The sequence below is a fragment of the Saccharothrix sabaoui genome (genome assembly GCF_051756985.1).
Lineage (GTDB): Bacteria > Actinomycetota > Actinomycetes > Mycobacteriales > Pseudonocardiaceae > Actinosynnema.
Genome location: NZ_JBPKJK010000212.1, coordinates 1 through 13,145, shown reverse-complemented (window position 1 = coordinate 13,145; position 13,145 = coordinate 1). Strand labels below are relative to the sequence as shown.

General features: G+C 73.1%; 11 protein-coding genes. 6 read left to right on the top strand and 5 right to left on the bottom strand.

Going from position 1 to position 13,145, the window contains the following annotated elements:
• Positions 1-5 precede the first annotated feature (5 nt).
• The 4 genes from ACR807_RS37795 to ACR807_RS37780 all read right to left on the bottom strand — a co-directional run bounded on the left by ACR807_RS37795 (position 6) and on the right by ACR807_RS37780 (position 5,537).
• Positions 6-767, bottom strand: a complete 762-nt coding sequence (locus ACR807_RS37795; protein WP_438926322.1) for an enoyl-CoA hydratase/isomerase family protein — start codon at positions 765-767, stop codon at positions 6-8.
• 11 nt (positions 768-778) lie between these two features.
• The gene (locus ACR807_RS37790) at positions 779-3,019 is read right to left on the bottom strand and encodes a CaiB/BaiF CoA-transferase family protein (protein ID WP_438926321.1); all 2,241 of its coding nucleotides are present in this window, start codon (positions 3,017-3,019) and stop codon (positions 779-781) included.
• Between the two features lie 75 nt (positions 3,020-3,094).
• The gene (locus tag ACR807_RS37785) at positions 3,095-4,645 is read right to left on the bottom strand and encodes an AMP-binding protein (protein ID WP_438926320.1); all 1,551 of its coding nucleotides are present in this window, start codon (positions 4,643-4,645) and stop codon (positions 3,095-3,097) included.
• A 61-nt stretch (positions 4,646-4,706) separates the two neighbouring features.
• Positions 4,707-5,537, bottom strand: coding sequence for an IclR family transcriptional regulator (locus tag ACR807_RS37780; RefSeq protein WP_438926319.1), 831 nt, complete (start codon positions 5,535-5,537; stop codon positions 4,707-4,709).
• A gap of 228 nt (positions 5,538-5,765) precedes the next feature.
• On the opposite strand from ACR807_RS37780, the gene ACR807_RS37775 reads away from it, so the two are divergent.
• Entirely contained in the window at positions 5,766-6,620 is an 855-nt protein-coding gene (locus tag ACR807_RS37775; RefSeq protein ID WP_438926318.1) for an alpha/beta fold hydrolase, read from the top strand.
• Positions 6,621-6,716: 96 nt separating this feature from the next.
• A complete protein-coding gene (locus tag ACR807_RS37770) occupies positions 6,717-8,033 on the top strand; it encodes an MFS transporter (RefSeq protein ID WP_438926317.1) in 1,317 nt (438 codons plus the stop codon).
• Between the two features lie 37 nt (positions 8,034-8,070).
• On the opposite strand, the gene ACR807_RS37765 is transcribed toward ACR807_RS37770, so the two are convergent.
• The gene (locus tag ACR807_RS37765; RefSeq protein WP_438926316.1) at positions 8,071-8,832 is read right to left on the bottom strand and encodes an IclR family transcriptional regulator; all 762 of its coding nucleotides are present in this window, start codon (positions 8,830-8,832) and stop codon (positions 8,071-8,073) included.
• 105 nt (positions 8,833-8,937) lie between these two features.
• Here ACR807_RS37765 and ACR807_RS37760 point away from each other — a divergent pair, with 105 nt between their 5' ends.
• The 4 genes from ACR807_RS37760 (at position 8,938) to ACR807_RS37745 (ending at position 12,849) form a co-directional block, all read left to right on the top strand.
• Positions 8,938-9,735 (top strand): 2-keto-4-pentenoate hydratase, encoded by a 798-nt coding sequence (locus tag ACR807_RS37760; RefSeq protein ID WP_438926315.1) that lies wholly within the window; start codon positions 8,938-8,940, stop codon positions 9,733-9,735.
• Positions 9,732-10,676, top strand: a complete 945-nt coding sequence (locus ACR807_RS37755) for an acetaldehyde dehydrogenase (acetylating) (RefSeq protein ID WP_438926314.1) — start codon at positions 9,732-9,734, stop codon at positions 10,674-10,676. Before ACR807_RS37760 ends, ACR807_RS37755 begins: the two co-directional genes overlap by 4 nt.
• Positions 10,673-11,689: a 4-hydroxy-2-oxovalerate aldolase gene (gene dmpG / locus ACR807_RS37750; RefSeq protein WP_438926313.1), complete on the top strand. Its 1,017-nt coding sequence runs from the start codon at positions 10,673-10,675 to the stop codon at positions 11,687-11,689. Before ACR807_RS37755 ends, dmpG begins: the two co-directional genes overlap by 4 nt.
• A gap of 251 nt (positions 11,690-11,940) precedes the next feature.
• On the top strand, positions 11,941-12,849 hold the full coding sequence (locus tag ACR807_RS37745; protein ID WP_438926312.1) for a recombinase family protein: 909 nt from the start codon (positions 11,941-11,943) through the stop codon (positions 12,847-12,849).
• Positions 12,850-13,145: the final 296 nt, after the last annotated feature.

The following is a 13,145-nucleotide window of genomic DNA, read 5'->3' as shown; positions in this document are numbered from 1 at the left end:
CGCTGTCAGCGTCCGGTGAACCGCGGCGGGCGCTTGTCCAGGAACGCCTGGAGCCCTTCGGCGGCGTCCGCGGTGCCGGTCAGCTCCAGCACGCCCTTCTCCTCGTGCCGCAGCGCTTCCTCGATCGGCAGCCCGTAGCCCTCGTCCACGACCCGCTTGATCAGCCCGATCGCCGCGGTCGGCTTGGCCGCCAGCAACCGAGCCTCCTCCGCGACCACGGCGTCGAAGACCTCGGGCTCGACCACCCGGTCCACCAGGCCGAGTTCCCACGCCCGGTGCGCGGTGAGCCGGGTGCCGTCCACCATCAGCCGCTTGGCCCGGTGCGGCCCGACGAGCCGGGGCAGGCGCTGGCTGCCGCCCGCGCCGGGGAACAGGCCGAGGGTGATCTCGGGGAAGCCGAAGCTCGCCGCAGCCGACAGGATGCGCAGGTCACAGGCCAGCGACAGCTCCGCGCCGCCGCCCAGGGCGTGGCCGTTCATGGCCGCGACCACCGGTTTCGGCGCCCGTTCGAGCAGGCGCTGCACGTCGACCCACCCGCGCATCCTCGCCTGGTTGGCCCCGGACAGGTCCCGCATGACGGCGATGTCGGCGCCGGCGACGAAGAACCGCCCGGTGCCGGTGACGACGAGGCACCGCACGGTCGGGTCCTCGGCCAGCGGGGGCAGCACCTCCTGGAACTCCGCGATCATGGCCGGGTCCACGGCGTTGGCCGGGGGCCGGTCGATCCGGATCGTGGCCACACCCGCGTCCTGGGTGACGGTCAGCACCGGCGCTCCTCTCATTCGGTGACCCCGGCGGCGCGCAGGGCCGCCAGGCGGTTGTCGTCGACGTCCAGCAGTTCCCGAAGTACCTCGTCCGTGTGCCGGCCCAGCAGGGGAGCGGGTGAGGTCAGCGCACCGGGTGTCGCCGTCAGGCGCGCGACGATGCCCTCGTGCAGCACCGTCCCCGCGACAGGGTGGTCCAAGGGCTGGTAGAAGCCGCGTTCGGCCAGGTGCTCGTCACCTTCGACCAGGTCGCGGCCGGTCGCGACCAGGGCGGCGGCGACTCCGGCGCTCTGCAACCGCGCGGCGAGGTGCTCGGCGTCCTGCTCACGCGTCCACGCCGCGAGGGCCCCGTCGATCTCGTCCTCGGCCGCCCGCCGCCGGGCGAGGTCACCGTCACCGGGTAGGTCGGCGAGGTCCCGCAGCACCGCCCACTGGGCCTCGTCCAGCGCGGTGATGGCGACCCACCGGTCGTCCCCGGCCGCCGGGTAGACGCCGTGCGGCACGGCGTGGCGCGACCGGTTCGGGTGCGCGGCCGTGCGCGGGTCGTCGTGCCCGTGGTCGAGCACGGCCGGGCCCATCGTGGCGGCCATCGCCTCCAGCTGGGACAGGTCGACGTGCCCGCCGTGGCCGCGCACGAGCAGGTCGAGTGCGCCCAGCACCGCCGCGTTGGCCGCGACCACGTCACCCAGGCCGAACACGAGCCCTTGCGGTGGCATCCCGGGATCGCGCGTCTCGCTGGACAGCCCGGACATCGCGGCGAGCGTGTCGGCGAAGGTGACCGCCCTGCGCCACGGGCCGGTGTGCCCGACGCCGGACATCGACACCAGGACCGCCCGCGGGTTGAGCGCGCGGAGCGACTCGTGGTCCAACCCCCACTTGTCGAGCACGCCGGGGCTGAAGTTCTCCACGACGACGTCGCAGCGGGCGGCCAGGTCGCGCAGGACGGCCTGCCCCTCGGGCGTGCGCAGGTTGAGCGCGACGCTGCGCTTGCCCCGGTTGAAGTTCAGGAAGTAGCCCGAGTCGTCCGGGCCCGCGCCCGGCCGCAGCCGCATGGACGGCGAGAACCGGGTCGGGTCGTGCCGGTGCCGGGACTCCACCTTGATCACGTCGGCGCCGTGCTCGGCGAGGACCTTGGTCGCGTACGGCCCGGCCAGCACCCAGGTCAGGTCCAGCACCCGCACGCCGTCGAGGGGAGGACGGCCACTCGTGGCCCGCCGGCCGCGCGCCGGGCCGGTCCACGTGCCCTCCGTGAGCGGGGACAGCGCCACCGGTCGGGGCAGGCCCGGCGCGTTCCAGGGGAACCCGGCGTCCTCGGTGCCGTCGATGGAGACGAAGAACCGCCGGTCGCGGAGTTGCGGGTTGCGGACCAAGGCCGCGGGCGGCGTCACCTCGGCCCACGGCAGGGCCCGTTCGCGACCCTGCTCGGTCACCTCCCGCGCCGTCCGCTTCGCGACGAACCGGGCGATGACGGCGTCGACGCGCGGGCGCTCCGCCCAGCGCACCACCGGGTCGGCGAACCGCTCGTCCAGCAGCTCGCCGGCCTCGCCCTCCTCGGCCAGCCAGGCCAGCAGGCCCGTCCACATGCGGTCGCTGCCGGAGTAGCCGCCCGCCACGTACCCGTCGGCGGCCGGGAAGATCCGGTGCGCCACGTGCTCGTAGACGCCGCCGTTGCGGACCGGGAACCGACCGGCGTGGATCCACGAGATCGCGCCGGTCTCCAGCGTGGCGGCGACCGCCTCCTGGGCGGAGACGTCGATCAGCTGACCGGTGCCCACGCGGTCCCGGGCCAGGACGCCCAGCAGGGCCGCGATCGCCCCGTGCGCCCCGGCGACCTGGCACGCCTGCTCCCGCGGCGGGGGTTTGGGCTGGCCGCCGGGCTGCCCGCCCAGCCAGGTCATCCCACCGGCCGAGGCGAGCACGAGATCGCCGCCGATCCAGTCCCGGCGCGGGCCGGTCAGCCCGAACGGGGTCACGACCACGTGGACGGCGTGCGGCCAGCGCGAGGTGCCGTCGGCGCGCAGGCCGCGCAGCGTCGCGACCGGGCCGCTCTCCAGGACGACGTCGGCGTCTCGGGCCAGCGCGTCGAGGTCGTCGTCACCGGAGATCCGGACGAGCTTCTTCCCGGCGTGCCAGTGGAGGTGTTCCGCCTCGTCCAGCGTTTCGTCGGGGTCGACGCGCACCACGTCGGCGCCGAGTCCGACGAGCAGTCGTGCGCCTTGCCGGGCCAGGTCGTCGGTGAGGTCGAGTACGCGCAACGCTGCCCTCCAGGTGGACCGGGGTGAGGTCACCCGACCGTAAGGAGCGGCGACGTCGGGCAGCCCGCGTCCGGTTCACTGGGCGGACCGGTGCTCGGCATCCCACGTGGAGTCGTCCACGGTGGCCGGCAGCAGGGACTTGACGACCTTGCCGCTGCCGTTGCGCGGCAGCTCGCGGGTGATGCGCACGTACCGCGGCAGGGCGTGCCGCGGCAGCCGGGTGCGGCACCAGTCCCGCACCGCCGGTCCGTCGACGGTGCGGTCGTCGGTGGTGAGCACGACCAGGACCTCCTGCTCGGTGAGGTCGGACTCGACCCCGAGCGCGACGGCGTCCACGACGCCGGGCAGGGCGCGCACCACCTGCTCGACGTCCCAGGTCGAGATGTTCTCCCCGCGCCGCCGCACCACGTCACCGCGCCGCCCGGCGAAGGCCAGGTAGCCGTCCTCGTCCAAGCGCCCGCGGTCGCCGGTGCGGAACCAGCCGTCACGCAGGACCGATGCGGTGGTGACGAGGTCGCCGGCGTAGCCGTGGAACCGCATGTGCGGAAGCTTCGCGCGCACGGCGATCTGCCCGGTGCACCCGGGTGGCAGGGGCCGTCCGGCCTCGTCCAGGATCGCGACTTCGTACTCCGGGACCACACGCCCCGCCGTGCCCGGCCGCCAGTCGTGCGGGGTGTTGGCCGCGACGTCACCCAGCTCGGTGCTCGCGTACGCCTCCAGTGCCCGCACCCCGAACCGCTCCAGGAACCGGGCGGTCAGCTCGGCGGGCGCCGGCGCGCCGTAGGCGAGGCGGACGGCGTGGTCCCGGTCGCGGCCGTCGCCCGGCCGCCGGTCCAGGATCGCCAGCATCGCGCCCATGAAGTTGAACGCCGTGACCCCTTCGGACCGGCACGCCCCCCAGAACCGGGAGGCCGAGAAGCGGCGGTGCGCGACCAGCCGCGCGCCGGTCAGCAACGCGGGCAGCAGCGCCGTGTGCCGAACGTTGACGTGGTGCCAGGGGAACACGTTGAACAGCACGTCCGTCGGGCCGTACCCCATCGTCGCAGCCACCCGACGGGCGTGGCGCACGGCCGCGAAGTGCGGCAGCTCGGCCGCCTTGGCCCGTCCGGTGGTGCCCGAGGTGGACAGCACGACGAGCACGTCACCCGGTGCGGGCCGGTGCTCCCGCGCCCCGACGACGGGCAGTTCGCGGAGGAACGGGTGACCACCCGGACCGGGATCGTCCTCGGCGACCAGCACGACCCGCTCGACCCTGCTCAGCAGGGCGCGCACGGCGGGGTTGTCCGCGATCGCGGACGTACCCGCGACCAGCACGGCGGCGCCGGTGGACCGCCGGATCGACTCGGCGGCGGACGGGGTGACGTCGAGGGCCAGGGGCACCTCCACCGCGCCCTGCCGGGCGAGGCCGAAGAGCAGCTCGACGGCCACGCCGCCCGGCCGCACGCAGGTCAGCACGCGGGTACCGGGCGGGACCCGGAGCCGGGCGGCGAGCGCGCGGGAGCCTTCCTCGACGTCACCGACGCGCAGGCGCGTGCCGTCGTCGAAGCGGACCAACTCGCGGTCCGGGTCCTGCCGTGACCGGCTCGTCAGCAGGTCGACCGGGGAACTCGCCTGATCCTCGCTCACCCCGATCATCGTCGGGTCGGCGCCGGACCCGGCCAAGGGGGCGGACCGCTCAGCGGACCGGTCAGCCGGCCGCCCGCTTCACCGGAAGCGTCACGGTGAACGGCTCGTCGCGCACCGCCGAGGCGGTGAGCAGCGCGCGGTCGAGCGCCCGGGCGATGGTGGTCGCGGCCGTGCGCAGCTCGGGCAGCAGGTGCCGGGGGGTCAGACGGGCCACCGGCGCGGTGGTCGACACCGCCGCGTGGACGGTGCCGTCCGCGCCGGTCACGGGGACCGCGAGGCTGCCGACGCCGGGCATCGTCTCCTCGATCTCCAGGGCGAACCCCTGGGCCCGGACCGCCGTCAACTGCTTGCGCAGGTCGTCCACCGAGGACACGGTGCGGGAGGTCAGGTGGGCCAACCCGGCCGAGCGGAAGCGGGCCAGGTGCTCCTCGAGGTCGGGTGCGGCGGCCAGCAGCACCTTGCCCGTCGCCGTGCACGTCGCGGGCAACCGGCCCCCGATGCGCGAGTGCGAGTGGATGTTGGCCTCGCCCGCCACCTTCTCCAGGAAGAGCACGTGGGCGCCGTCGAGCACGGCCAGGTGGATCGTGGCCCGGGTGACGGCGAACAGGTCGGCCAGCGCGGGGCCCGCGACGGACCGCAGCACCGCCGAGACCGGCACCCGCTGGCCGAGTTCGAACATCCGCAACCCGAGCTGGTAACAGTCGCCCCGGCGTTCCAGGAGCCCCCACTCGACCAGTTCCTGCGCCAGCCGGTAGGCCGACGCCTTGGGCACGCCGGACCGGCGGCTCAGGTCGGTGAGCCCCAACTGGTAGGTGCCCGACTCGAAAGCGCGCAGCAGCAGTTGGGCCTTGCCGAGAACCGAGCTCGGCCGGCCCTCGTCCTCTGCTGGCATGGAGCCTCCTCACCGGCCGGGAACGGGTCGTGATTATCGCCATCCGGCAAGATCCAAGTCCAGTGACTGTCACCGTCCGTTACCTGCGCGTTTCCGGTAGCGGCCGTGGTGGGGCCATTCGTCGGCGGTGGTCCGCTGAGCGGACCGGAGAGGTGGGCTCACCGACCGTGACGGCGGACACTGCGCGCACGGCTCGCGGTGTCGCGGGACCGGCTGGAGGTGCGGCGGGTGGAGGCCGATGGTGAGGAAGACGGTTCCGGCCGGGAGCGCGGTGTGAGCGCGGTCGAGTACGGCTACGTCGCGGTCCCCGGCGGCCAGGTGCACTACGCGGAGCAGGGGAGCGGACCGCCCGTCCTGCTGCTCCACCAGGCCCCGCGCTCGCTGGACGAGTTCCGCGAGCTCCAGCCGCTGCTGGCCGCCGACCACCGGGTGATCGCGATCGACGTGCCGGGGTTCGGCAACAGCTCGCCGCTGCCCGTTCCGCAGCTCATCGAGGACTACGCCCGCGGCACGCTCGCGGCGTTGGACGCCCTCGGCGTGGACCGCACGGCACTGCTCGGCCACCACACCGGTGGCGTGGTCGCGGTCGAGCTGGCCGCCGCCGCGCCCGACCGGGTCACGGCCGCGGTGCTGTCCTCCACGCCGTGGACGGACGCGGGTTACCGCGCGTCGCGCGTGGGTGGTCCCGGGGTGGACGACGCCCCCCGCGACCCGGGCGGCGGCCACCTGCTGACGTGGTGGGAGCAGCGGCGGCCCCACTACCCGCGCGAGGCGACCGGCCTGCTGGACCGGTTCGTCCGGGACGCGCTGGCTCCCGGCGTCGATCCCCGCGAAGGCCACCTCGCGTGCGCCCGGTACGGGATGGAGCGGCGCATCGGGCACGTCCGGGCGCCGGTCCTGCTGCTCGGCGCCGCCGACGACCCGTTCGCGCTGCCCGCGCTGGAGCCGTTGGCCCGGAACCTGACCGCTGCCGAGGTCGTGCGCCGAGCCGTGATCGAGGGCGGCACGGTCGCGCTCATGGAGGACAAGGCCGAGGAGGTGGCGGCCGTGGTGCTGCCGTTCCTGCGCCGGTTCGCCCGGTGATCCGCTTCCCCGGTCCGCTGACTGAACCCGGGCGTTGTCGCGGTCGATCCCCGCGGCAAAGGTACGTCCACTCGACCAGCTCGCTCGGAGGCAGCCATGTCCACCGCTACACAACCACACCGGCAACCGGCCCGGGCCGCCCTCGCCGGGTGGTTCGGGACCACGATCGAGTACTACGACTTCGCCCTCTACGGCCTGGCGGCCTCGCTGCTGTTCCCGAAGATCTTCTTCCCCGCCGCGGACCCGGTCGTCGGCACGCTGATCTCGCTGTCCAGCTTCGGCGTCGGGTACGTCGCACGTCCCTTCGGCGCCCTGTTGTTCGGGCACCTCGGCGACCGGATGGGCCGCAAGTTCATCCTGGTCACCACGCTGGTGATGATGGGTCTCGCGACCACCGCCATCGGGCTGCTCCCGTCGTACGGCCAGTGGGGCATCGCCGCACCCGTGCTGCTGGTCGCCCTGCGCATCGTGCAGGGCGTGTCGTTCGGCGGTGAGTCCAGCGGCGCGGTGCTGCTCACGGTCGAGCACGCCGACGAGCACCGCCGCGGCTTCTTCGGCGGAATCCTCAACACCGGCACGGCCGTCGGCACCATCCTGGCCAACGTGGCGTTCCTGCTGGTGTCGCAGCTGCCCGAGGACGACCTGCTCACGTGGGGCTGGCGGATCCCGTTCCTGGCGAGCTTCCTGCTCGTGATCACCGGCTTCGTGATCCGGGTGAAGCTGCGCGAGAGCCCCGAGTTCGAGAACGCCAAGACCACCGGCGCGGTCCACAAGCTGCCGCTGGTGGACGTGCTGCGCAAGTGCGGCGGCACCGTCGTCCTCGTGACCCTGGCGACCGTCGGCGCCGGGATCATGATCACGGTGGGGTCGGTCTACGCCCTCACGTACGGCAAGACCGCACTGGGGCTCAGCACGTCCACGATGCTCGGCGCCCTCCTGCCGGGGCTGGTGGTGGTCGTGGTCTGCGCACCGCTCTACGGCCGCCTCGCCGACCGGATCGGGCCGCGGACGGTCTTCACCGCCACCGCCGCCTCGATGGTCGTGCTCCCGTTCGTGTGGTTCGCCTTGCTGAACACGAAGAACCCGGTGCTGATGTTCCTCGGGTTCGCCCTGCTGTTCGCCGGCTACTCGGGCAACTTCGCGATGTTCCCGGTGTTCTTCTCGCAGGCGTTCCCGGTGTCGCTGCGGTTCAGCGGGATGGCGATCGGGTTCACGTTCGGCACCATCTTCGGCAACGCGCTGGCCCCGGCCATCAGCGCGACGTTGCTGGAGTCCACCGGTTCCTGGGTCGCCGTCGCGGGGTACATGGCGGCGGCATCGGCGATCAGCCTCGTCGCCGGTCTCGTGCTCAAGCAAGCGCGTGCCGAGCAGCCGGAGGCCGTCGAGGCGAAGACCGCGGCGCCGGCGGCGTGATCCACCCACCCCCGGATTCGCGATGGGGGCAGCCGCGCTACCGGGCCGGTTCGGCGGACTGGCGCAACGTCCGCGACAGGCCGAGCGCGGCTGTCCGCACCGCGGGGGCCAGGTGGGCGGGGCGGAACTGCTCGCGCGGCACCGCCACCGACAACGCGGCCACGACGACCGCGCCGCGGAACACCGGCGCGGCGATGCAGCTCACCCCCGGTGCGGCCTCCTGCTCTTCGTAGGCCAGACCGGACACCCGCGTCTGCTCCAGCGCTGTGCGCAGGAGCACCGGGTCGGTGATCGAGGACGGCGTCAGCGCCGGCAGCGGATCGGCGAGGACGGCCTCCGCCAGCTCGGGCTCGGAGAACGCGAGCAGCGCCTTGCCGATCGCGGTGCAGTGCAGCGGCAGCCTGCCGCCGATCCTGGACGGCAGCGGGACCGCGTCGTGGCCGTGGATGCGTTCGAGGTAGACGACGTCGCGATCGTCGCGGATCCCGAAGTGGACGGTCTGCCGGGTGCTCTCGAACAGGTCCTGCAGGAACGGCAGCGCGGTCTCGCGGAGGTCCTGCCGGCGGGGCACGAGCGAACCCAGCTCGAACAGCGCGCCACCCAGCCGGTACCGCTCGCCGTCACGTTCCAGCAGGCCGAGGCGGACGAGGTCGCCGACGAGTCGGAAAGCCGTCGTCTTGGTCAGCCCCGCTCTGGTTGCCAGTTCCGTGAGGCGGAACTCGCCGCCGTTCGGTCGGTAGACATCGAGCACGGCGGCGGCCTTGTCGAGCATGTTCCCGTAGTGGCTGTTCCGCGTCACGGAACGAACTTTGGCACACCCCACCGCTTCGACCTATACCTGGCACGTCACATCCCACCCCCGGAGGTCCACGATGTCCTCGACCCGATCCCGCCGGGTACCGCGGTGAACGCCGCCGTCCGCAAGGCCGCGGAGGCGCTCGCGACCGCGGCCGACACCGCCACGCCGTGCCCGCCGGTCCGCGACCTGTTCGCCGACGGCGACGTCGACGCCGCCTACGCCGTGCAGCGGCTCAACACCGAACGCGTGCTCGCGGCCGGGCACCGCCTCGTCGGCCGCAAGATCGGCCTGACCTCACCCGCCGTGCAGCGCCAGCTGGGCGTCGACCAGCCCGACTTCGGGGCGCTGTTCTCCCACACGGCACTGGACGACGGCGCGACGGTGCCGGCCGGCCGACTGCTGCAACCCAAGGTGGAAGCGGAGCTCGCGCTGGTCCTGGGCTCCGACCTGACCGGTGCGGAGTGCACCACGGCCGACGTGCGCGCCGCCACGGCGTTCCTCGCACCCGCCCTGGAGATCGTGGACAGCCGGATCGCCGGCTGGGACATCACGATCGTCGACACGGTGGCCGACAACGCCTCGTCGGGACTGTTCGTCCTCGGCGACGCCCGCGTGCCGATCCACGACGTCGAACCGGCCGACGTCGAGATGCGGTTGCACCGCGGCGACGACCTCGTCTCGAAGGGCACCGGCCGCGACTGCCTCGGCGACCCGCTCGCCGCCGCGGCCTGGCTCGCCTCGACGCTGGCCAAGCGCGGCGAGCCGCTGCGCGCCGGGGACGTCGTCCTCACCGGCGCGCTGGGCCCGATGGTCCCCGTCGTGCCCGGTGACACCTTCTCCGCCCGGATCTCCGGCCTCGGGTCGGTCCGGATCAGCTTCGCCCCGGAAGGGAGCACCCCGTGAGCGGCCCCGCGAAAGTGGCGATCATCGGCTCGGGCAACATCGGCACGGACCTGATGATCAAGGTCCTGCGGCAGTCGGACCAGCTCGACCTCGCCGCGATGGTCGGCATCGACCCCGACTCCGACGGCCTCGCCCGCGCCCGCCGCCTCAAGGTCGCCACAACCCACGAGGGCGTCGACGGCCTCGTGCGCCTCGACGAGTTCGCCGACGTCGAGTACGTCTTCGACGCGACCTCGGCCGGCGCGCACCGGCGCCACGACGAAGTCCTGCGCGCCCTGGGCCGCACCGTCGTCGACCTCACCCCCGCGGCGCTCGGGCCCTACGTCGTGCCGCCGGTCAACCTGGACGAGCACCTCGACGCGACCAACGTCAACATGGTGACGTGCGGCGGGCAGGCCACCATCCCGATCGTGGCCGCGATCGGTGCGGTGACCCCCGTGCACTACGGCGAGATCGTCGCCTCCATCTCCTCCCGCTCGGCGGGCCCGGGTACGCGGGCCAACATCGACGAGTTCACCGAGACCACCGCGTCCGCGATCGAGAAGGTCGGCGGCGCCGCGCGGGGCAAGGCCGTCATCATCCTCAACCCGGCCGAACCCCCGCTGATCATGCGCGACACCGTGCACTGCCTCGTGTCCGGCGCGGACACGGAGGCCATCACCGCGTCGATCGAGGCGATGGTCGGGCGCGTGCAGGCCTACGTCCCCGGCTACCGGCTCAAGCAGGAGGTCCAGTTCGACGCCGTCGCCGCCGACGACCCCCTGCACCGCCTGGTCCCGGCCGGCGCACCCGCCGACGCCGTCAAGGTCTCCGTGTTCCTGGAGGTCGAAGGTGCCGCGCACTACCTGCCCGCCTACGCCGGGAACCTCGACATCATGACCTCGGCGGCCCTGCGGACCGCCGAGCACATGGCCGCCCGCCGCCGGGAGGACAACCGATGAGCAGCCTGTACGTCCAGGACGTGACCCTGCGGGACGGCATGCACGCCGTCCGGCACCGCTACACCGTCGACCAGGCGCGGTCGATCGCCGGCGCACTGGACGCGGCGGGCGTCGCCGCGATCGAGATCGCCCACGGCGACGGGCTGTCCGGCTCCAGCATCAACTACGGCGTCGGCGCGCACACCGACTGGGAGTGGATCGAGGCGGTCTGCGACGTCACCCGGCGCGCCGTCCCCACCACGCTGCTCCTGCCCGGCATCGGCACCCTGCACGACCTGCGGCAGGCACACCGCCTCGGCATCCGCTCGGTCCGGGTCGCCACGCACTGCACCGAGGCCGATATCTCCGCCCAGCACATCGGCGCCGCCCGCGACCTGGGCATGGACGTCGCCGGATTCCTCATGATGTCCCACATGGCCGAACCGGCCGAACTCGCGCGACAGGCCAAGCTCATGGAGTCCTACGGCGCCCGGTGCGTCTACGTGACCGACTCCGGTGGCCGCCTCACCATGGACGACGTCCGCGACCGCGTCCGCGCCTACCGCGAGGTCCTGGAACCGGACACCGGGATCGGCATCCACGCACACCACAACCTGGGGTTGGGCGTCGCCAACAGCGTGGTCGCGGTGGAGCACGGCGCGACCCGGGTCGACGCCTCCCTGGCCGGTCAAGGCGCCGGTGCCGGCAACTGCCCGCTGGAAGCCTTCATCGCCGTCGCCGACCTCACGGGCTGGGACCACGGCTGCGACCTGTTCCCGCTCATGGACGCCGCGGACGACCTGGTCCGCCCGTTGCAGGACCGGGAGGTCCGGGTCGACCGCGAAACCCTGAGCCTGGGCTACGCCGGGGTCTACTCCAGCTTCCTCCGCCACGCCGAAGCCGCCGCGACGCGCTACGGCCTGGACACCCGCGCGATCCTCGTCGAAGTCGGCCGGCGCGGCATGGTCGGCGGCCAGGAAGACATGATCACCGACATCGCGCTCGACCTCACCGCATCACCCGCAAGCCGCTGAAGCACACGTCCTCGCGGTCTCACAGCGCGTGAACCCGATCAGCGTCCCTCAGCACGACGGTCCACGAGCACCCCCCCGATCAACGATCAAGGGTCGGTCTGCCGACCACCTCATCGGACCGGCTCCCGGATCAACGCCCAAGACCGCAGCACCGGTCCACCCAGGCGTACCTCCTGAACCCCTCGTCATCGCGGCGTGGGCGCCTCGTCACCTCGACATCCAACTCCCCGTGCCGAGTCGAGGACCGCGCCATGACGGTGTCCGCCCCGCCGCGTCCCACCACGCTCGCCGAGTGGATCGCCGCCACCATCCCGCCGGGCATCCCGGCCCTGGACGCCGCTTCGGTCGGGAGTCTGCGGTTCCTGTTCTACGGTCGCGCTTTCACCCACGAGCACCAGGACCCGCGTACCTCGCGGGCGTGGCAGCTGGATGTCTCGCGCAGGCTCACCGACGGGCACGGCGCGATCGTGGGGGAGTACTTCGAGGTCGGGTGTTCCCGTCAGGTTCCCCGGCATCTGCGGCCTCGGGTCGCGGCGATGCTGCGCTGCATCGCGGCGAACGCGGACCGGGCCGACGCGGTGGTGGTCGGCGAGTACGAGCGTGCGTTCCTCGACGGCGCCCAGGTGCGGGAGCTGCGAGCGGTGCTGGAGCAGTTCGGGGTGCAGCTGTGGCTGCCTGAGGCCGAGGGGCCGGTGGACTTCGACAACCCCGCGCACGAGGCGTTGCTGTCGCTGCTCGCGATGCGCTCACAAACGGAGGTGATCCGCTCCCGCCACCGGGTCGTCACCGCCATACGCGTGCAGACCGTCGATCGGGCTCGTCTTCCGCTGCGACGCCACCCGCGTCGAACTCCTCGAACGCGGTGCCGTCACGTCAGCGCGCACACCACGCAGGCGCCTTGTCCGGCAGCCCGGACACGACACGCTTCGGAACGGAGACGACCAGCTCCTGCCGGCGGGGCGTCATGGGGTGCGGGTGTGGATGCCGAGGCGGGTGGTCCGGTCTCGGTGGACGGTCCGGGGTTTCCGGGGTTGTCGACCGTGTTGCACGGTCACCGCAGCTCAGCGGCCCGGTGCAGAGTTCTGGCACCCCACACGCCAACGGCGACACCAACATCGCCCGTGCCCTTCGACGCGCCAACCGCCGGTCACAGGACCTGATCACCGCCGTGACCAGCAGCTACCCCGCAACGCAATGACCCTGCCGGCCTGGCACACGCGCTGACGCCGCGACTTCGGTCGACAGTTCCGCGGACGTGACACCACACGCTCATGGACCTCCCGGACCTGCGACGACTGGGATCGGGCGGGCGCTCCGACGTCGACCGGGCAGGCGGACGCGCTGGTGACCAGGCTCTCCGGCGGGCAGCCGCTCCTGCCCGTCGACACGGTGAACCTCCTCCGCGACCTGTACCTGCGCCACTCGCGGGAGGAGAAGAAGGACGAATGAGCGCCCG